This is a genomic window from Mesorhizobium yinganensis, assembly GCF_040081985.1.
Classification (GTDB): domain Bacteria; phylum Pseudomonadota; class Alphaproteobacteria; order Rhizobiales; family Rhizobiaceae; genus Kumtagia; species Kumtagia yinganensis.
This window is the reverse complement of the sequence record NZ_JBEBMH010000003.1, coordinates 608255-628272: the sequence shown is the minus strand read 5'-3', so window position 1 is coordinate 628272 and position 20018 is coordinate 608255. Positions and strand designations below refer to the sequence as shown.

Genomic DNA, 20018 nt, shown 5'->3' with positions numbered 1-20018 from the left:
CCGCTGCGAGACCCGTTCCGCGTCCAGCGCCGCTATCAGCCCGCGCACAGCGTGCCGCGCATTCTGTTTCCCGGCGTCGCCGATCCATCTTCCTTCCCGCGACCGCCATCGCCTCGCGATCCTATAAACGCGGCGCGTCTGGCGCTCCGACTGCAAGCGCTGGCTGCCGCGCTGGACGACCTGCCGGGCCAGGCAAGACGTTTTGCCCGCTGGAAGGCACGGCGCGACGCGGCCCTTGCGCGAAACAAGGACGCGGGCCGAGCAGGTACACAAACCGCAAGCCGTGGCGCGGCCAGTTCGCACAGCAAAGGTCGCCGCGCGGGCTGGGTCCGCCTCGGTCCGCTGAAACCCGGCCGGCCTCCGGGCTGGAGCCGAAAACCCACCCATGACGTCCACGAGGTCTTGGACGTCGTCCACGGCCTCGCCATGTGGGCGCTGGAGCCTGCCGACACGTCATGACGCCATACCGCCCGACGCCGCAAACGCAGGCATCGACGGCCGGCGCGGATTTTTCGCGGTCTGGCGGCGATGGGTGCTGTCCGAGAGGACCCTCTCCCGTCAGATGCCGAAGGCGAAGGCCACCACCCGTTAACCATAATCTCCGATAGGCACCGGCCGGCAGCCCGCCGGCCTTAACTTTGGTTAAGAAAGGATTAACTTCGCGAATCGAGGAGGCTTTGCCTCGATCGAAGGAGAGCATGATGCGTCTCGGACTTGGAATTCTGGCAGGCGCCGCGATGAGCGCGGCCCTCGCCGTCACCGCCGCCACACCGGCCGCCGCCCTGGATCACGACAGGGTCTATGCCGACAGTTTCGGCAACCTCGTCATCGAAAGCACCGCCGGCTTCAAGCGCATCCTCGTCGGCGAGGGCCGCGAGGCCGAGCGGCTCGCCAAATATGTCGGGGCCGGCCAGCCGGCGCGCTCCGACCAGCCGGAGGTCATTTATTCGGAACGCACCGGCGAGATCGTGATTGGCGAGTGCTACAGGCCGCCGGTGCTGGTGAAGGGCCGAAGCTACATGTATGGCTTCGACCAGGGCGAGATCCCGCTGCAGGGCGGCCCCTGCCAATAAGCCGGGCGCCGGCGCCGGCTCCCGCGCCGGGGAAAGGAGGGCACGCTGCATTGCGCGGCGGCGCGGCCCTGATTCGGTCATCTTTCTCCCGCCAATCTTTGCCGCCCGCGTTCAGGAACGGTTAACCATCTATGAGCCATGCGGCCCAGTCTCGCCGGCTGAAGGACCATATCGCCAGCCTCGAAACGATGACACGCTTCGTGCTCGCCACGCTGGCGCTTGCGAGCGGCGTCTACACCTATCTCGGCGTGCGCAGCCTGCTCGACGGTTCCGCGACGGTCGTGTTCTTCGCCGCGGTCATCTATTCGGCGTCCGTCTCCGTCGCCATGTACGGCTTCTGGACCTACCTGATCCGCTTCCTGCCGGAGATGCGCGACGGCGGTTCGCGCCTTGCCCTGCTCGGCATCATGGCCATCGGCTCGGCGATGATCATCGCCATGTCGTCCTGGCTGAACGCCGCCGCGCTTGCCGGTTCTGCGGCGGTCGAACAGCATCTCGCCATCACCATCGAGGAATACACGGCCGACCTGGACCAGGCGCACGGCAACGCGCTCGGCGCGCTGTCGCTGCTGCCCGACATCCAGCGCGCCGGCGAACGCTTCTCCCGTCTCGCCGCCGACGAGCAGACCTCCGGCGCGCTCACCGGCACGTCGGGCTCGGGCAGCGTCGTGCAGTTGCTCAGCCAGATGGCCGCGCAGATGAAGGAGCTGGAGACCACCATCCAGTCGTCGCGCGAGCCGATCCAGCAGGCTTTCGAGCAGGGACAGAAACATCTTTCGACCATGCGCGGACTGGTCTCGGCTCCGGGGCCGATCGAACAGCGCTCAGACCAGTTCGCGGCGGAATCGGTGGCGCTGTCGGGCGTGATCTCCTCGTTGGAGCAGACCTCGATTGCCGCCTCGGTCAGCCGCGCGGCCGCCGATCTGACCGTCGGCTTCATCGCACCGGTGGCCGACGGCACGACGCCGGATCTCGCCGGCCGCCAGGACCAGGTGATGGCGACCATCCGCGCTTCGGTCACCGCGCAGTCCAAGGCGCTGTCCGACGCCGCAACGGAAATTCTCAATCAACCGAAGGTGCCGGAGCGGCGCTATGTGCCGCTGACCTCGGCCGAGGCGGTGCTGCGCTACGCCGGCGACTTCATCCCGAGCTGGGCCGGTGCCATCTCGATCGACCTGCTGCCGGCCGTCCTCGTCGGCATCATGGCGGTGGTGCATGGCGTCATGCGGCGTGGCGAGAACGAGCTGGAAGAGGCCGACAAGATCACCGCCGGCGACATGCTGCGCTCTCTGAAATACAACGAGCTCCTGCAGGCGCGGCTGCGCGAGCAGCAGGCCGCGGAAAGAGAAGACGGTAGCGGCTTGCCAGCCGCCGCGCCTGCCACGGAAACATTCTCTCCAGCCGAGCCGGAACGTTCCGAGCCGTCCGTCCGGCAGGCAACGGCCGAGAACGTCACACCGCTGTCCCTCTCCGAACGCAAGCGGGTCGAGCCATGAGCCTGCCGGGCGACATCCAGCGGACCAACATGCCGGCGCAACGGGATGCGCGGCCCAACATGCTCGTCCGCTACCTCTCCCGCTTCGACGACGGCGAAGTCCTGCGCTGGGCGTTTCGCGGCCTGCTGATCGGCGCGATCACCGTCCTGGCGATTGACCTGCGCGATCTTGCGGAGACCAATGGCTGGGCTTTTGCCGAGATCACGGCGCCCTCGAACATGGAGCCGGTTCTGCCTCCCGCCGTGGAGGTCGGCGTACCCGACGCTCCCTCGGTCGACCCGCGTCCGTTCCTGACGACCGAAGAAAGCCTGCTCGGCAAGCCGATGAGTTTTGCCCTGGAGCCCGGCGGCAAGCTGAAGGCTGTCGGCAGCATCCAGCCGGGAACGGCCGAACGTTTCGCCGCCGAACTGAAGGAACGCGGCGAATATGTGAAGACCGTCTCACTGAACTCCCCCGGCGGCGCACTCGACGACGCCATGGCGATGGCGCGGCTGATCCGCGAGCGCGGCCTGGACACGGAGGTCGCCGACGGCGCGCTTTGCGCCTCCTCCTGCCCGCTGCTGATGGCCGGCGGAAAACACCGCGCCGCCGGTGACAAGGCGGCGATCGGCGTACACCAGTTCTACGCCGCCGCCGCGATCGAATCCGCGCCGGAGCAGATCATGGCCGATGCGCAGTCCACGACGGCGCGCATCTCACGCCACCTCGCCTCGATGGACGTCGACCCCGCGCTGTGGCTGCACGCGTTGGATACCCCGCCGCGCGCCCTCTATTATTTCTCGCGCGAGGAACTGGCAGCCTACCGGCTGGTCAGCGGGGATGGCAGCAAGACCGCGAGGAAGAAATAGGATCGTGGTCCGCCGGCATCGGCTGACGCGCGCACTCGTCAGCGTTCCCGAAGCCAATTGAACGGTAAACGGCAAGCAAGCCGCCGATCCATTTGCATATGGGTGGCATGGAAAGCCCCTGCTCAACCAGCTAGCAGGACCGTCAAACCTGCCGCATTCCGCCATCGACGCAGAGCTCGGAGCCCGCGACGAAACTCGCCTCGTCACTGAGGAGAAACAGCGCCGCGGAAGCGACTTCCTCGGGCCGCGCCATGCGCCCGAGCGGGATGTGCCCGATGAGCGCCGCGCGCACCTCGTCCGACACCGAGCCGAACATCGCGGTATCGGTCGGGCCAGGGCTGACGACATTGACGCGAATGCCGCGCGGCCCGAGTTCGGCGGTCCAGGTCCGCGCGTAAGAACGCAGGGCCGCCTTGCTGGCGGAATAGGTGCCGTAGGAGGGCACGCCCGCCGAATCCGCGGCCGACCCGACCAGCACCACGGAGCTGCCTTCCCCCATAATGTCCAGCGCCGCCTGGAGGGCGAGGACCGAACTGCGCACGTTGACCAGGAAATGACGCTCGAAGTGCTCGGGCGTTTCATCCACCAGCAGCGCCGGCTCCGAAATCCCAGCGTTCACGACGAGCGCATCGATGCGCCCATGTTCATCCCGCACCGCCGCGATAGCCCGCGACACATCCCGCGGCACGGCGGCATCCGCGACGATGCCGCGCGCTCCGCGGCCAATTCTCCTTGCGGCCGTTTCGACGTCTTCGGCGTGCCGTCCCGTTAGGAACACCGCCGCATCCTCCACGGCAAGCCGTTCGGCGATGGCAAGGCCGATGCCCCTCGCGCCGCCCAACACCAGCGCGACCTTGTTGGTCATCCGGGCCATCGCAAATCCTCCGCATCGATCATGATTTGCCGAGTTGCGCCCCGCCTAGGCGACCTCACCCGCCGAGCGTTGTGGTATCCAGACCCAGGCTGCGGCAGTTCCCCGGAACATGGCGTCCTGCTCATCGTCCGAGAAGCCGGCCCCCTCCAATCAGCCCGACCGCGGCTGTGCAGAGAAGAGACTTTGGACGCACGGACTTTGCGCTGGTTGGCCCAATCCCTGGCCAGAGTCATCACTTCGCCCGGCCCGCCAGCAAACCCGCCACCACCGCCGCCGGCCGGGAAACCCGCACGCAGTCGCGCCCTTCCTCCTTGGCGGCATAGAGCGCTTCGTCGGCGCGCCGCATCAGCCCCGACAGGCTCTCTGACGCCAGCAGTTCGGCGACCCCGAAGCTCGCGGTGAAACGCTTGTCCGCCGGCAGGCCTTCGATGGGCCGCGCCGAGAAAGCGGCGCGCGCACCTTCGGCGAACAGCCGCGCGGCAATGAGGTTCGCACCAGGCAGCACGATCGCGAACTCCTCGCCACCGAGGCGAGCCGCGATGGGCGGCGCGCCGGCGGCGCCTTTCAGCAGGCCGGCGAAGGCCTGGATGACGCGGTCGCCGCTGGCGTGGCCGAACGTGTCGTTCACCGCCTTGAAATGATCGAGATCGGCGATGACCAGCGCGAAGGGCGTGCCGCGGCGCGCAGCGTGCTCGAGTGCCTCGGTCGCAAGCCTCTCGAACCCGCCGCGATTGTAGAGGCCGGACAGAGTGTCCGTCTCCGACTTGGAGGTGACGGCGGCGAGAATGTCGCGGACCATGATGACCAGCATCAGCAGTGCGACGCCTATGGCGAAGATGGTGGAGAGCGTCTGCGAGAACAGCGCGTAGTTCGTCGAGAGATAATCCTGCGGCGTCGCTCCGGTGCCGCCGAACACCACCATCAGGAATGGCTTCGAAAGGAATTGCAGGGCGCTCGCCGACAGCAACACCAGCAAAACCGTGTCGAGCCGGCCGCGAGCGCGCGAGAAGCCGACGATCCACACACCGATCACCTGCATGGCGAAATAGGGAGCCTGGTAGGCCAGCATGCGCCAGAACGAAGTGCGCGGCTGGTCCTGGATCAGCGTGCAGACGACGACCGAGAGGATGAAGGTGACGGCCATCGTCGTGCGCGGATTTTGCACGGAATATTTCTGCGCCAGCCCGACATTGAACAGCGCCATGCCGGCGAGCACGACGGCGAAGGAAAACACCACCGCCGGCCCGTTGCTGCCCAGCATGTAGATCATGAACTCGATGCCGAAATAGGCCATGCCGAACCCGTAACCGAGCGCGAACCAGCGCGCGGCCGTGAGTTTGGCATCGTAGAGGGCGACGGTGAGGAAGGCGGCGGCGAGCAGGCCCGCCACGACGAAATTGATCGCCAGGATAAATCCCGCCCCGCTCATCCTGCTTCTCCCCCGCATCATGCGGGTTGCCAATAGACAAAACACAGGCTTGCGAAGAAGCCGTTAATCCCGCCGGCGCGATCGCCTCCGGCGGCGGATTTCGCAGAACGGGCGACGGCATATTCGATGCGGCGTCGGACCTGCCGGCGTCACGCGGGCGGGTGAGCTTGGTTCAGCCGCCAATGCCCCATACGGGTATGACGGTCGGCGCATCATCGCTGTGGATATAAGCGACCCGGACCCGGTCGCGTCCGGTTTGTTTGGCCTGCATCAGTGCGTCGTCGGCGCGCTTGAACAGCGTCTCGAAGCTTTCTCCACCGGTGCGTGCGCCGACACCGAAGCTGCAGGTGACCACGCCAAGGCCCGGCGCGACGCCTTCCAGCGCGCCGGCCGAAAGCGCCGCGCGGACGCCTTCGGCGAAGAGCCGCGTCGTGCCCAGATCGCAATGCGGCATGATCACCGCGAATTCCTCGCCGCCGATCCGCCCGATGATGGCCTTGTCCGCGCCGGTCCGCTGGAGCAGGGCGGCAAAGGCGGAGATGACCGCGTCGCCAACGGCATGACCGTGGCGGTCGTTCACCGTCTTGAAGTGATCGAGATCGGCAAGCACGAAGCCGAGAGGCACCGGCTGGCGCGTGGCCCGATCGAAGAAGGGCGCGGCTTCTTCCTCGAACCCGCGGCGGTTGAGCAGGCCGGACAGCGGGTCCGTGCGCGACTCGACCCGCAGTTGCCGCATGGCGTCGGACGCGACCGTGGTCAGCAACGTCACAGCGATCAGCACGGAGAAAAGGATCACCGACAGGCTGGTCGTCAGCCAGTAGGCCGAGGCGACGAAAGGCATCTGCTCCGCATGGCCGCTCTCGAATAGGGCTACGACGAGCGGCCGGATGAAGAAGTCGAGCGCGCGCAAAGCAGCGAGCCAGATCAGCAGCCTGTCCACGAAGGCCATATTCCTGGCTTGCCGCAGACTGAGCGCGATAATCACGCACATTGCGCCGAGCCCATAGTTCACAGCGAAAACGCGGGCCACGAAATCCGGCTGCACGAACAGGAACCAGCTGAACACGGCCATGCCGGCAACCGTGCACGCCGCAAGCGCGAGGATCGGCACACGCAAGAACTGCCTGGCCGTCACCGCCCATGCCATCAACGAAACGGCAACGAAGAACAGCAGATTGGAAAGAAACTTCGCTGCCTCGAAAGGCAATCCGAGGTTGAAGCCCTGCAGGATGAAGCCCACGCCCACGCAGAAATAGCAGAGGCCGAGCAGCAGGATGTGACGACGGTCCCGCCTGCCTGCCCAGATCACCAGGAACGCAAACGAAAGCACACCCGACACGGCCGGGTTAAGCAGCGATATGAACAGGCCCTGGTCCAACGCGCTCCGCCCGCGGTTACCCAGCGTCAAGAGTTAGAAGAAACCCACGAACAACAGGTTAAGCCGGCAAGGCAGTCGCCTCGAGACGGGCGATTGTCTTGCCAGGTCAGACGGAACGCTGGGCGTCCCGCCTTGGCCGTCAGTTCCAGTCGCGGATGTCGACGAAATGCCCGGCGATCGCGGCCGCCGCCGCCATTGCCGGGGACACCAGATGGGTGCGCCCCTTGAAACCCTGACGGCCCTCGAAATTGCGGTTCGAGGTCGAGGCGCAGCGCTCATGCGGCTTCAGCCGGTCGTCGTTCATGGCGAGGCACATGGAGCAGCCCGGCTCGCGCCAGTCGAAACCCGCCTCGATGAAGATCTTGTCGAGCCCCTCGGCTTCCGCCTGCTCCTTCACAAGGCCGGAGCCCGGCACGATCATGGCATCGACGGTCGAGGCGACCTTCTTGCCGTCGACCACCTTCGCCACGGCGCGCAGATCCTCGATGCGGCCGTTGGTGCAGGAGCCGATGAAGACCCGGTCGAGCTTGACGTCGGTCATTTTCGTTCCGGGCGTCAGCCCCATATAATCGAGCGCGCGCTGCTTGGAGGTGCGTTTGTTCTCGTCCTCGATCGACGCCGGGTCCGGCACGATGCCGTTGACCGAGACGACGTCCTCGGGCGACGAACCCCAGGTTACGATCGGCGGCAGCTTGGCCGCATCGAGCACGATGACCTTGTCAAAATGCGCGCCTTCGTCGGTCTTCAACGTCTTCCAGTAGTCCAGCGCCATGTCCCAGGCCTCGCCCTTCGGCGCACGCGGCTTGTCCTTGACGTAGGCGAAAGTCGTCTCGTCCGGCGCGATCAGGCCCGCCCGGGCACCGCCCTCGATCGACATGTTGCAGATGGTCATGCGGCCTTCCATCGACAGCGCGCGGATCGCCTCGCCGGCATATTCGATGACGTATCCCGTGCCGCCCGCCGTGCCGATCTCGCCGATGATGGCAAGGATGATGTCCTTGGCGGTCACGCCCTCCGGCAATTTCCCGTCGACGCGCACCAGCATGTTCTTTGCTTTGCGCTGGATCAGCGTCTGGGTGGCCAGCACATGCTCGACCTCCGACGTGCCGATGCCGTGCGCCAGCGCGCCGAACGCGCCATGCGTCGAGGTGTGGCTGTCGCCGCAGACGATGGTCATGCCGGGAAGCGTAAAGCCCTGCTCCGGGCCGATGATGTGGACGATGCCCTGGCGGACGTCGTTCTCCGAATAATATTCGACGCCGAAATCCTTGGCGTTGGTCGCCAGAGCAGCGATCTGGATGCGGCTTTCCTCGTTGCGGTTGATGCCGAGCTTGCGGTCGGCGGAGGTCGGCACGTTGTGGTCGACGACGGCCAGCGTCTTTTCGGGATGGCGCACCGTGCGCCCCGTCATGCGCAAGCCCTCGAAGGCCTGCGGGCTGGTCACCTCATGCACGAGGTGGCGGTCGATGTAGAGAAGGCAGGTGCCGTCGTCCTGGCGGTCGACAACGTGATCGTCGAAAATCTTGTCGTAGAGGGTGCGCGGTGCGCTCATGGCCGTTATCCGTCGATAGGAATGAGAAGGAGGAAAAATCCGGCGACAGCCGGAAGCCCGTCGGCTTCAGCGAAATCGGGAAAGCAGCGCGCCCGAGATACGCGCAAAGAACCGCGCGGGCAGGCGCTTCTTATCCTGCAGCACGAAGCCCTTGTAGCTCGGATCTCCGAAAAGCTCTTCCATCGCGCCGCTCATACCAATCTTTTGACGCGGCGGCAATTGTCGCTCATTCGCCAAATGCCCGCAGCGGTGCGGTTCGGCATCGTTGCGACGGTTCCCGAGAGATGACATAAAGTCGTGCCATCTTGAGGGCTATTAAAATGGGCGTTGACTACTATGTCGCGGTTCATGCGTCGGATTGGCCAACGCCCGCGGCCATCAACCGGTGCATTGGCGAGTTGCACTATCCAATAGCGATCGCCGGCGTGCCTGCTGCGATGGACAAGCCATTGACCGAAGCGCCAACCATCGGCGGATTCACTGTTACATTTGAAGACAAGGCGGTTGAGCTTGAAGGCGGTGTCACGCGCCTGGGTCCCGATTCTCCCTATGCGTTTACCCTCAACCCCGAACTCTTGAAACAACAGGAAACACTTCCGGATGGAACGCAGCATTTCATGGCGCGACCAACCGGGATGCAAGACTTCGTGCCGAGAGACCTTAATGCAGACCTGAGAGAGTTGGGTGTCGCCAATCCCGACTTCGGTGACGGTGACTATGTCCTGAGCCTGACATTCCGCTCGGACCTAACGCCATGGCGCGCCGGATGGTTTCTGATGGCCGCCATGATCAAATGCGCGAATGGGTTGGGATTTGAATTTGGGGACGGATCGTACGGAAGAGGGAAATATGCGGATTGGCTGGCGGAAAAAGCCGCCGATCCGGACTACTGGAAAAAGGCGCATCCCTGAGGAGCAAGTTCATCTTGAGCCGTTGAGCGGTCATCCAGACCGGCGAGTCTCACCGTTTGGCGGGCTTCATCTTCGACGGATCGTCCTCTTTCGGCTTGATCGCGCGCTTCGCGGACTGACGCTCCTCCTCCGGCAGCTCGAAATCCTCGCCCTGGTTCATGTCCATGCTGCTTTCGAAGGCATAGAGCAGCACCAGCACCACCAGGGCCAGCAGCGTCGAGAACAGCGCGATCTGCCAGAGGCCGAGGCCGCAGGCGACACCGATGGCGCCGGCCAGCCACATGCCGGCGCCGGTCGTCAGCCCATGCACCTGTCCGCGGGTAAAGATGACCACGCCGGCGGCGAGGAATGCGACGCCGGCCGTTACGGCCTCGACGACGCGGATCGGGTCGACCTTCACCGCATCCTTCAACGCATCGGTGGTGAACATCGGGGCGTGGATGATCTCGATGGTCAGGATGGCGAAGGTCGCGGACGCCACGCAGACGAGGACGTGGGTGCGCAACCCTGCCGGGCGGTTGCGCCATTCGCGCTCGAAGCCGATGGCCGCGCCGAAGATCGCCGCCAGCAGCAGCCGCGCGGCGATGACCGGAAAGGGCGTATAGGTTGGATGGCCGAATTCCTCGATGAGCTGTTCCATGGAACTCCTTCAAATGTTGGCCGCTAACGCGGTCATATCGGCGAGGTTCCAAGGCGAAAGAGGGGTGACGGGAATTTGCCGGTTCAGGTTACATCCGACCGGCGCGACCGCGCCTGCGATCGGCAGAATAGGTCACTGTTCCGAAGCCGAAACCTGGAAAATACTGGCGCCTGTCGGCACCGCATGCAGCATATCTCGCTTACCCTAGGTCAATGCTTAACTGATTCTTGTCGGCTCCTGCCGCATATAGTAGAGCTTTCGATGAGTACGGGCAGGAACACATGCCTTCAGGCAAGGACGATCTCCAAAAGGAGTTCTGGGAGCGCGCGCTAGACCGCGCGCAGCTTGGCCTGTGGGACTGGGATTTGCAGAGCGGCCACTGCTTCTATTCTTCGACCTGGGCCAGGATGCTGGGTTACGAGCAGCACGAATTGCCGGATTCCGCCGATCTGTGGCTGCAACTGACGCATCCCGACGACCGTGAGCAGGCAGTGTCCAGCGGCGACCGGCATCTGGCGGGCCTGACCGACATCATAGAGACGGAACTGCGCCTCAGGCACAAGGACGGCCATTGGGTCTGGGTCCTCGACCGGGGCGGCGTCATCGAGCGCGACAAGACGGGCAGGCCGGTTCGCATGGTCGGCGTGCAGACCGACATAAGCAGGCAGAAAGAGGCGGAGTATCAGCTCGGACAGGTCAATATCCGCTTCAGGCTGGCGCTGGCGGCCAGCGGAACGGGCGTATGGCACTACGACATAGCGACCAGGAAGAGTTTCTGGGACGCGAGGACGAGGCAGATATTCGGATTTGAAAGCGACAGCGACGAAATATCGAGCGACCTGTGGCACAGCTATCTGCATCCCGAGGACAAGGAACGGGCCGAGCGCGAACATCAGCCGGCGCCGGGCTCGCAGGAGGTCACGGCGGTTCGCTACCGGATCGTGCGGCGCGATGGAGAGATCCGCCATCTCGAGACCCTGTTGCGGTTCGTCGATAGTGTCAGTTCGCAGGGTCAGATTCTCGGCACCGTCAGGGACATCACGGAAGACCAGATCCGGGAGGAGGAACTGGCTTACGCTGCCCGTCACGATTCGCTGACCGGCCTGCTGAACCGCATCGCCTTCGACAAGCTGCTGTCGGAACAGATTTTGTCGGCCGGCAAACGGCCGCTCGCGGTTTTCTACGTCGACCTCGACTACTTCAAGGCATTGAACGATTTCGCCGGCCATGCCGCCGGCGATACGGCATTGCAAAGGATCGCGGCCGGAATCAAGAGATGCCTGCCGCCCGCAAGCTTTGCCGCCCGTCTGGGCGGCGACGAGTTCGCGCTTCTGGTGCCCTATCGAGACAATCCAGAGGTGGAGCGCCTGGCGCTCGACATACTTGCCGCGACACGCGACGCCGATCTCGGCCCAAGCGCGGGGTCTCGGCGATTGTCGGCCAGCATCGGCATCTTCGTCGTCCGCGAAAACGTCGCCACGGCCGCTGACGCCCTGGCTTGCGCGGACGATGCCTGCTACGCGGCCAAGGCCTCCGGCCGAAACCGCTTTTCCATGTTTTCGTCCGATTCACACAATGCCACGGCCGGATTGAACGCGGCGCGCATAGCCGCCGACACCATGGATGCGCTGGATGAGGGGCGGCTCGAGCTTTACGGTCAGGAAATCCACCTGCTGGGAGAGCCGTGGCGTCGATCCAGCACGGTGGAAGTGCTTTCCCGGGTGGTTGGCCGCGACGGCATCCTGCATATGCCCTCTGAATTCATCCCGGCCGCCGAGCGGTTCGGAGTTGCGTCCAAGCTCGACCGTTGGATCATCAGGACAGCGCTGACGAAATACAGCCGCGCCATGGCGTCGGGCGACCTTACGCTCGCCTTCAATCTGTCGGCGCAGACGATCAGCGATCCGCAATTGTGGCCCTTCGTCGACAGCGTCATCGCCGAGGTCGGCGCGCCGCCTGCCAACATCGTCTTTGAGATCACGGAAACCGCTGCCGTGACCAGCTTCGAGGCCGCGGAACTTTTCGTGCACAGCGCGCGCGAACGCCGCTGCAAGGTAAGCCTCGACGATTTCGGCTCCGGGCTCAGCTCGTTCGAATATCTGCGGCGCTTCCCCGTCGATACCATCAAGATAAACGGGTCGTTCGTCGAGCACATGGCCACCAGCAGGTTCGACCGCGAGATCGTCGGCGCCATCGCCGGCATCGCCAGGAGTCTTGGATACAAGGTCGTTGCGGAGAAGATCGAGAAGCCGGAAACGCTGAGGCTGCTCGTCAAGATGGGCGTTCAGTACGGCCAAGGCTTTCTGTTGCACAAGCCTGAGCCGCTGGAACAACTTGTGGCAGGTCGCGCGGCACCGGGCGCGAGGCACAGTCTTGTCGGAGCGGGCTGACACTGGCCCTCATAAGGATCAGATCACCTCGAACACGAAGGCCTTGACCACCGCATCGGGTTCGGCAATCGCATAGCAGCGGAACCACGGACTTTCCTCGACCGGCCGCCATTTGCCGCCCTGTTCCAGTTCGTCGAACACGGCGCGAAAACCGCCCTTCTCGAACACCTGGTCGCGGACGGTGAAGACCGCGTGGCCACCCTTTTTCGTGATGCGGACGAGTTCGTGCAGTCCGGTTGCCGGCGCATGCCCCATGGTGAACACGCCCGTGGAGAAGAAGGCGCGGAAATGGCCGTCCGGCCAGGGTAGGGGACCGCCAAGCGCTGCCTCGCGCAGATCGTCGTAGCTGCCGCGGGAACCGGCGATCCTCAGCATGTCCGGCGACAGGTCGAGACCGGCCAGGTCGCGATACCCGAGCGCCTTGAGCTGGGGACCGGAAAGCCCGGTGCCGCAGCCGGCATCGAGCAGCGGCCCATCGCCGATCGGCACATAGCGCGTCACCCAGGCCGGGATGAGGAAGGGCAGCAGGTAGCCCAGCGCCGCGGTCTCGCCGTCATAGGTTGCGGCCCATGCGGCATAGGCTTGCGCGAGCGCCTCGGGCGTGCCGGCCGTGTAGACCGATTCCAGCGCCGCCGCCGCCTTGTCCGTAGTGCTCATCCGCCCGCTCCCGATCAATACGCGCGAAAGGTGGCAGGATGCGACCGAGACGGCAAGCGCGACAGCGAGGGCGACGCGATAAGGGAAGGCGCTCCGGCCGGCGCATGCCTCACGGAATGCGCCGGCCGGGCGAACGGTCAGATGCGTCCCATCAAAAGCAGGATGAGCAGCACGATCAGCACCACGCCGACGATACCGGAAGGTCCATAACCCCAGGCGCGCGAATGCGGCCAGGCCGGCACGGCGCCGATGAGGATGAGGATCAGGATGATGATGAGGATGGTCGTCAGCGTCATTGCAGCCCTCCGGGTTGGTTAGCCGAATGGCAGGACAATGCGCGGACGAACCTCAAGGTTCCGCGCGGCAGGCGCCCGGCAAAACCTACCGGTTCGACTTCTTGCTGTTGAGCTCGAGGTTCTTCTTGTAGTCGATGGTGAACAGGCTCGGGTCGATCTTCACGTCCTGCTGGGTGTTGAAGATCATCACCGTCGTTTTCTTGCCCTGTGCGTCGGTGATCGTCCACTCCTTGAGCTGGTAGTTCGCAGCGTCGAACGTCATGGTGATCGTGGAATTGCCAAAGGACGATTTGTCGACAAGCTGGATGACCGTCTGGTCCGACTCTTCCTTGACGCTGCGCACCTTGTTGCCCGAGAGATCGATGCGGTCGTCGAGCAGCAGCTTCAGCGGTGTCTTCGACAGCGGATAAAGATCCATCGTCTTCATCTTCGGGTTCTCCAGCACGACCGAATCGCCGTCGGAGATCACCTTGAAGCCGGAACTGCCGTCGTAGTTGAAGCGGATCTTTCCCGGACGCTGGATGTAGAATTTACCGCCGGTCTGGCGTCCGCGTGCGTCGAACTGAACAAACTCGCCGCTCATCGAACGGATCGAAGCGAAATGGTCGGCGATCTTCTGCGCCGTCGCGGAGGCTTCGGCGGCTGCGGGCGCCGTCATGCCGGGGAGCAAAGAGAGGCCGGCCAAGGTTGCGAGGCCGAGCGCCATGCCGATCACACCACGGCGCGTCCGCGCCCCAAGACCGATGTCAGCGGGCATGTTCGTCATCCTTCTAACCCAATATCCGATTCGCGTCTGAATTCAGCTATGAACGTAGTTGGGCTTTAGTTTGACGGAGGCAAGGGCCGCCCCCTCACATTCGCGGGACCCGCGGCCCTGCCGAACCGTCACATCTTGTCCTCTTCCGTCGGCACCAGGATCTCGCGTTTTCCGGCATGATTGGCGGGACCGACGATGCCTTCCTTTTCCATCTTCTCGATGATCGAGGCGGCGCGGTTGTAGCCGATGCCGAGACGCCGCTGGATGTAGCTGGTCGAGGCTTTTCCGTCGCGCAGCACGATCGCCACCGCCTGGTCGTAGGGATCGTCCGAATCCTCGAAATTGCCGCCGCCCCCGCCGCCCGAGCCGCCGCGCGGCGCATCGTCGTCGCCGTCCTCGTCGTCATCCTCGGTGATAGCGTCGAGATATTCCGGCACGCCCTGCAGCTTCAGATGATTGACCACCTTCTCCACCTCGTCGTCGGAGACGAAGGGACCGTGGACGCGCTGGATGCGGCCGCCGCCGGCCATGTAGAGCATGTCGCCCATGCCGAGCAGTTGTTCGGCACCCTGCTCGCCCAAAATGGTGCGGCTGTCGATCTTGGACGTCACCTGGAACGAGATGCGGGTCGGGAAGTTGGCCTTGATTGTGCCGGTGATGACGTCGACCGACGGGCGTTGCGTCGCCATGATGACGTGGATGCCAGCGGCGCGGGCCATCTGGCCGAGCCGCTGCACCGCACCTTCGATGTCCTTGCCGGCCACCATCATCAGGTCGGCCACCTCGTCGATGATGACGACGATGAAGGGCAGCGGCGCCAGATCCAACTCTTCCGTCTCGTAGATCGCCTCGCCGGTCTCGCGGTCGAAACCGGTCTGCACGGTGCGCGAAATCTTCTCGCCCTTTTCCATCGACTGGGCGACGCGGGCGTTGAAGCCGTCGATGTTGCGCACGCCGACCTTGGCCATCTTGCGGTAGCGGTCCTCCATCTCCCGCACCGTCCATTTCAGCGCCACCACCGCCTTCTTCGGATCGGTGACGACCGGAGTCAGCAGATGCGGGATGCCCGAATAGACGGAGAGTTCGACCATCTTGGGATCGATCATGATCAGCCGGCACTGTTCCGGCTTCAGCCGGTAGAGCAGCGAGAGCACCATGGTGTTGATCGCCACCGACTTGCCGGAACCGGTGGTGCCGGCCACCAGCACGTGCGGCATCTTGGCGATATCGGTTATGACGGCCTCGCCATTGATGGTCTTGCCCAGCGCCAGCGCCAGCTTGGCCTTGCTGGTCTCGAAATCCTTGCTGGCCAGCAACTCGCGCAGATAGACGGTCTCGCGCTTGGCGTTGGGCAGTTCGATGCCGATGGCGTTGCGGCCGGGAACCACGGCGACGCGGCAGGCTATGGCGCTCATCGAGCGGGCGATGTCGTCGGCAAGACCGATGACGCGGGAGGATTTGATGCCGGGCGCCGGCTCCAGTTCGTAGAGGGTCACGACCGGGCCGGGGCGGACATGGATAATCTCGCCCTTGACGCCGAAATCCTCCAGCACGCCTTCCAGCATGCGGGCGTTCTGCTCCAGCGCGTCCTTGGAAAGGGTCGGGTCGCGCGCCACGCTTTTCGGTTCGGAGAGGAAGAAGAGCGAGGGCATCTCGAACGTGTCCGCGCCGATCATCGAGGTCTGCGCCTCGCGCTGGACGCGGGCGCCGGGCGCGGGGCGTGGGGCAGGCGCTTCGACGCGGCTCGGCATGGTGGGCGCGACCGGTGCGCCGGATGGATTCGACCGGTATTGCTGAACATGCGTCGGCTGGACCCGCGCCGCCGGGCGGGCGGGCTCGAGTTCCTCTTCCTCCTCGTCGAATTCGTCATCGCCCGCCGGCTGCGCATGCGGGACGCGGCTGTCGGCGGCGACCATCGCCGCGAAGAATTCCGGCTCGACGCGGGCCCGCCCCGCCGGGCTGACGCGGGCTTCGGCCCGCTCGGCGAATTCGACGCGCTCCGCTGCCTCGCGCCATCCACGCGACGGCGCCGGCGGCATATCGTAGTCGTCGTCGTCCTTACGGGTCTGGCGGCTGGCCAGCCGGCGACGCACGAAGGCGCGTGCCGACAGCCACCAATGGGCAATCGCGCCGAGCGCCAACATGCCTTCGTTTTCGTCCTCGTCCTCGAAATTGGCGTCGTCCAGTTGCGGTTCCTCGCGCTGCCGCTGCTCGGTCTCGGCCGGCATCGCCCGGCGGAACAGCAGGCCGCAGCCGAACGCAGCAAGGCCGAGCCCCGGCAAGGCCAGCGCGCCGGCCAGCCCCATGGCGACCAGGCCGCTGGGATAGTGGCCGATGATCAGCGCCGGAATCTTCAGCACGATGTCGCCGAACACGCCGCCAAGGCCGGACGGCAGCGGCCAGGTGTCGGGGGGCACGACACAGCCGGCGACGCCGGCAAACAGCAACGACGCTCCGAACCAGGCTGCCGCGCGCTTGAGTTTCCGGTCGATGCCATGCGCGGTGAGGAAGAGGATGGCCCAGACGACGGCGGGCGCCAGTGCTGCCACCGCCGACAGCCCATAGAACTGCATGGCAAGGTCGGAGAAGGCCGCACCCGCATATCCCATGGCGTTGGTGATCGGGTTATCGGTCGCGTGGCTGAGGCTGGGGTCGGCGACGTTCCAGGTGCCCAGGCTGGCAAGCGCGAAGGCGATGCCGGCAAAGATGCCGATGCCGATCAGCCGGCCGACCTGGCGGCGCAGGAAAGCGCCGATGCCGGTGCCGGTATCGGAAAGCGCGAGCGGCGCGGCAGCCCCAGAACGCATGCAAAAATCCTCGCGGTCGTTTTCCTTGCGGCCGGCAGGCGCGGAACGCGATGCCGGCAGAATCGACCGTGAGACTAGGCGGGGAGGGTTAAAGCGCCTTTAACCATGCCGATCGCGTAGCGGTCAGATCACCACGAAATCGGCGGCGGTCAGCGTGAGACCAGGCTTGAGCGTAGCGAAATGTATCGCAGCTTCAGCGTCGGTTCCGTCCTCGTCGTACCAGAGTTTGCCCGTGTCGATCTCATAGATGATGCGGTCGCTGGCGTCCTCGGCAAGTCCGGAGGCGTTTGCGCGGAACGCCGACGCAGCCAGCCCGCCCGGCACTGTCAAGGTGTTGAAGACGGTATTCTCCAGTGCGACAGTATCCTCCGACGCGCTGAAATCGGTGATCCTGTCGACGTTGGCGGCCCCTAGCTTGGTCGAGAACACAAAAGTGTCGGCCCCGCCCGACCCCGTCAGCGTGTCGCTGCCGCCCTTGCCGTCGATGCGGTTTGCGCCCGCGTTGCCGATGACTGCCTGGACGAACTCATTGCCGGTCAGGTCGATCTTGCTGATGCCACCTGACGAGGTGGTAGTCAGTTGCTCGACATAGACCCCTTTTCCAAGCGTGTAGCTGACGGCGGCGCTCACGCGATCCAGGCTGCCTTCGCCGATGCGCTCGACGATGACGTCCAGCGCATCGTACACGGCAAAAATGTCATTGCCACCAAGACCGTACATGACGTCGGCGCCACCCTTGCCGTCGCTCAGCACATTCGCGCCTGCATTGCCGATAATCTCCTGATGCTGCGCGTTCCCGGTGAGATTGATGGCGCCGGTGCCCGTGGCGCCGTTGGTAGTCAGCAGTTCGATATTGCTGTCCGAGCCTAGCACATAGCTGACGCGCGCCATCACCCGATCGGCACCTTGGCCGGCCACCTCCACGACGACATCGGAAGCGTCGCTCACCAGAAAGATATCGTCGCCCGCGCCGCCCTCGAGCCGGTCCGTGCCCAAACCACCATCCAACCGGTCGTTGCCGGCATTGCCCTTGAGCAGATTGTCGCCGGCATCGCCGGTGAGTTGGTCGGCAAAACCCGTCCCTTCGAGATTCTCGACCGACGTGTAGGTATCCCCTGCCGCATCGCCCTTGTTGGCTGACGCGTTCGCCAGGCTCGCCGTTATCCCTGCCGCGGCCGCCGCATAGGAGGCGGTGTCGATGCCGGCGCCACCGACAAGCGCGTCCGCGCCGATGCCGCCAGTCAGGATGTCATCGCCGCCGCCGCCGCCGAGCTTGTCGTTTCCGCCGCCGCCGAAGAGGCTGTTGATGGCATTCGATCCTTCGATCGAATCGCCGAATTGCGAACCAATGACGTTCTCGACCGAATTGAACGTATCACCGGCCGCTTCGCCGGCGCCCGCGCCGATATTGGCGAGGCTCAGCGTCACGCCGGTCGCCGCTGCCGAGTAGTCGGCGGTGTCAATGCCGAGGCCACCGCTCAGATAGTCGGCCCCCAGGCCACCGGTGAGCACGTCATTGTCGGTGCCCCCGTACAACGAATCGTCGCCATCCCAGCCCGACAGCAGGTCCATGCCGGCATCGCCGACGATATCGTCGCCATGCACCGTCCCGACGATCGTCTCGGCGGCGGCATCGCCCCGAATGACGAAATCGATGTCCGCATCAATATCGGCCGTGATCGTGCGAAAATCGAAATACGACGTTGCACCCATGACGACGGTCAGCTTCGTGGCGTCTTTCGCTGCATCGGTGCTGATGTCGAGGAACAAGCCGAGTTGGTCTATTCCGATGGTTGCCTCGCCACCGGCAGCCAGTTCCAATTCTTCGATGTTTTGTATGATGTCGTCGGTCAGTTTGGCCACGCCGACCACTCTCAGCGTGTCGGTCCCGGCTTCCCCGCCGTCATAAATCTCGCCGACGGCATCGTCTCCCGGCAAGATCAGAATGACGTCGTCACCACCGAGACCCCAGATCGAGTCGGCGCCTGCGCCACCGTTCAGTGTGTCATTTCCGTCTTCGCCGCGAAGTTCGTCCCTGCCCGCGCCGCCCTCGAGAACATCCGCATCCGCGCCGCCGTCCAGCATGTCGTCGCCCGCGCCACCGCGCAAAACATCCTCGCCGTTAAAGCCGCGAATGAGGTCGTTGCCGTCGTTTCCGCTCAATTCATTGGCATCGGCGCTGCCCTGCAGGACGTCGTTGAAATTCGTACCGATGACATTTTCGATCGAAGCGTATCTGTCGTCGATGCCGTCGAAAAACCTGCCTTCGCCCCTTCCCGTGGCGAGGGATACGGACATGCCCGAGGACTTGCCGAAGTTTATTCCGCTGTAATCGACGGTATCCGTGCCGAGCCGGCCATATATACGGTTCTGTCCGAGCCCGCCGCTGACAAAGGTGTCGTTTCCTTCTCCGGCATCGAAGGCGTTCGTGCCGCCTCCGGCGTGGAAAACATCGTCGCCGGACGACCCGAAAACCACATCGTTGGCCCCCGTCCCGACAAAAACGGTCGCCGTATCGAGGTTCACGACGTTGAACTGATCGCTGTAAAAAGCACCGATATATTGGTCGTCTATTTCATATGTGACTGGTTTAGTTTCGCCCGGCGCAAGCGTCTGAACGAACTTCAACTGGGCGGGCGCCCCGAATCTGTGAATGGACGTAGAGCCGCTGCCGATCGATATCGTGAGATCGGTGTCCGTATCTCCCGAACTCGGGTCATAAACCAACGTGGCCGTCAGTTGACCGCCGCTGAGATCCAGCGAGAACGTATGCTCGTCTTCCGAGACAACAATCATGACGCCCCCGCAAAGCCTGCCTTAAACCTAGCAGCAGGCAATCAGAACAACAACTGTAGCGGGAATACGACAAAGGTAGCGTTGAGTATCGATAGTCGATATTTTCGCAAAGAT

The 20018-nt window shown here is 64.4% G+C and carries 16 protein-coding genes and 1 pseudogene; 6 read left to right on the top strand and 11 right to left on the bottom strand.

The window, feature by feature from the left end; all coding sequences use genetic code 11:
• From ABMA59_RS10120 to ABMA59_RS10105, 4 genes and pseudogenes are all read left to right on the top strand, one after another.
• A pseudogene (locus ABMA59_RS10120) lies at window positions 1-459 on the top strand (hypothetical protein); the annotation flags it as partial.
• Between the two features lie 242 nt (window positions 460-701).
• Window positions 702-1073: a hypothetical protein gene (locus ABMA59_RS10115; RefSeq protein ID WP_349005208.1), complete on the top strand. Its 372-nt coding sequence runs from the start codon at window positions 702-704 to the stop codon at window positions 1071-1073.
• Between the two features lie 131 nt (window positions 1074-1204).
• Window positions 1205-2569, top strand: a complete 1365-nt coding sequence (locus tag ABMA59_RS10110) for a hypothetical protein (RefSeq protein ID WP_349005207.1) — start codon at window positions 1205-1207, stop codon at window positions 2567-2569.
• Complete coding sequence (locus ABMA59_RS10105) at window positions 2566-3417, top strand: COG3904 family protein (RefSeq protein ID WP_349005206.1); 852 nt, start codon at window positions 2566-2568, stop codon at window positions 3415-3417. Before ABMA59_RS10110 ends, ABMA59_RS10105 begins: the two co-directional genes overlap by 4 nt.
• A 142-nt stretch (window positions 3418-3559) precedes the next feature.
• Here the strand turns inward: ABMA59_RS10105 and ABMA59_RS10100 are convergent, their stop codons facing one another.
• The 5 genes from ABMA59_RS10100 to ABMA59_RS10080 form a co-directional block, all read right to left on the bottom strand.
• The gene (locus tag ABMA59_RS10100) at window positions 3560-4291 is read right to left on the bottom strand and encodes an SDR family NAD(P)-dependent oxidoreductase (RefSeq protein WP_349005205.1); all 732 of its coding nucleotides are present in this window, start codon (window positions 4289-4291) and stop codon (window positions 3560-3562) included.
• Window positions 4292-4523: 232 nt separating this feature from the next.
• Window positions 4524-5720 (bottom strand): GGDEF domain-containing protein, encoded by a 1197-nt coding sequence (locus tag ABMA59_RS10095; protein ID WP_349005204.1) that lies wholly within the window; start codon window positions 5718-5720, stop codon window positions 4524-4526.
• Window positions 5721-5892: 172 nt separating this feature from the next.
• Window positions 5893-7098, bottom strand: a complete 1206-nt coding sequence (locus ABMA59_RS10090) for a GGDEF domain-containing protein (protein ID WP_349005203.1) — start codon at window positions 7096-7098, stop codon at window positions 5893-5895.
• Window positions 7099-7237: 139 nt separating this feature from the next.
• Window positions 7238-8650: a 3-isopropylmalate dehydratase large subunit gene (gene leuC, locus ABMA59_RS10085; RefSeq protein ID WP_349005202.1), complete on the bottom strand. Its 1413-nt coding sequence runs from the start codon at window positions 8648-8650 to the stop codon at window positions 7238-7240.
• 66 nt (window positions 8651-8716) lie between these two features.
• Window positions 8717-8845 (bottom strand): hypothetical protein, encoded by a 129-nt coding sequence (locus ABMA59_RS10080; RefSeq protein WP_349005232.1) that lies wholly within the window; start codon window positions 8843-8845, stop codon window positions 8717-8719.
• A gap of 125 nt (window positions 8846-8970) precedes the next feature.
• On the opposite strand from ABMA59_RS10080, the gene ABMA59_RS10075 reads away from it, so the two are divergent.
• A complete protein-coding gene (locus ABMA59_RS10075) occupies window positions 8971-9561 on the top strand; it encodes a hypothetical protein (RefSeq protein WP_349005201.1) in 591 nt (196 codons plus the stop codon).
• A gap of 49 nt (window positions 9562-9610) precedes the next feature.
• On the opposite strand, the gene ABMA59_RS10070 is transcribed toward ABMA59_RS10075, so the two are convergent.
• The gene (locus tag ABMA59_RS10070) at window positions 9611-10201 is read right to left on the bottom strand and encodes an MgtC/SapB family protein (RefSeq protein ID WP_349005200.1); all 591 of its coding nucleotides are present in this window, start codon (window positions 10199-10201) and stop codon (window positions 9611-9613) included.
• Window positions 10202-10482: 281 nt separating this feature from the next.
• Between ABMA59_RS10070 and ABMA59_RS10065 the strand changes: the two genes are divergently transcribed.
• Window positions 10483-12591 carry an EAL domain-containing protein gene (locus ABMA59_RS10065; protein ID WP_349005199.1) on the top strand — a complete coding sequence of 703 codons (2109 nt, stop codon included), beginning with the start codon at window positions 10483-10485 and terminating at the stop codon, window positions 12589-12591.
• 18 nt (window positions 12592-12609) lie between these two features.
• Here ABMA59_RS10065 and ABMA59_RS10060 read toward each other — a convergent pair whose 3' ends face one another.
• From ABMA59_RS10060 to ABMA59_RS10040, 5 genes are all read right to left on the bottom strand, one after another.
• Entirely contained in the window at window positions 12610-13248 is a 639-nt protein-coding gene (locus ABMA59_RS10060) for a class I SAM-dependent DNA methyltransferase (RefSeq protein ID WP_349005198.1), read from the bottom strand.
• 137 nt (window positions 13249-13385) lie between these two features.
• Complete coding sequence (locus ABMA59_RS10055) at window positions 13386-13544, bottom strand: DUF3309 family protein (protein ID WP_349005197.1); 159 nt, start codon at window positions 13542-13544, stop codon at window positions 13386-13388.
• A gap of 85 nt (window positions 13545-13629) precedes the next feature.
• On the bottom strand, window positions 13630-14310 hold the full coding sequence (locus ABMA59_RS10050) for an outer-membrane lipoprotein carrier protein LolA (RefSeq protein ID WP_349005196.1): 681 nt from the start codon (window positions 14308-14310) through the stop codon (window positions 13630-13632).
• A 119-nt stretch (window positions 14311-14429) separates the two neighbouring features.
• On the bottom strand, window positions 14430-17108 hold the full coding sequence (locus ABMA59_RS10045) for an FtsK/SpoIIIE family DNA translocase (RefSeq protein WP_349005195.1): 2679 nt from the start codon (window positions 17106-17108) through the stop codon (window positions 14430-14432).
• A 123-nt stretch (window positions 17109-17231) separates the two neighbouring features.
• Complete coding sequence (locus ABMA59_RS10040) at window positions 17232-19904, bottom strand: calcium-binding protein (RefSeq protein WP_349005194.1); 2673 nt, start codon at window positions 19902-19904, stop codon at window positions 17232-17234.
• Window positions 19905-20018 lie beyond the last annotated feature (114 nt).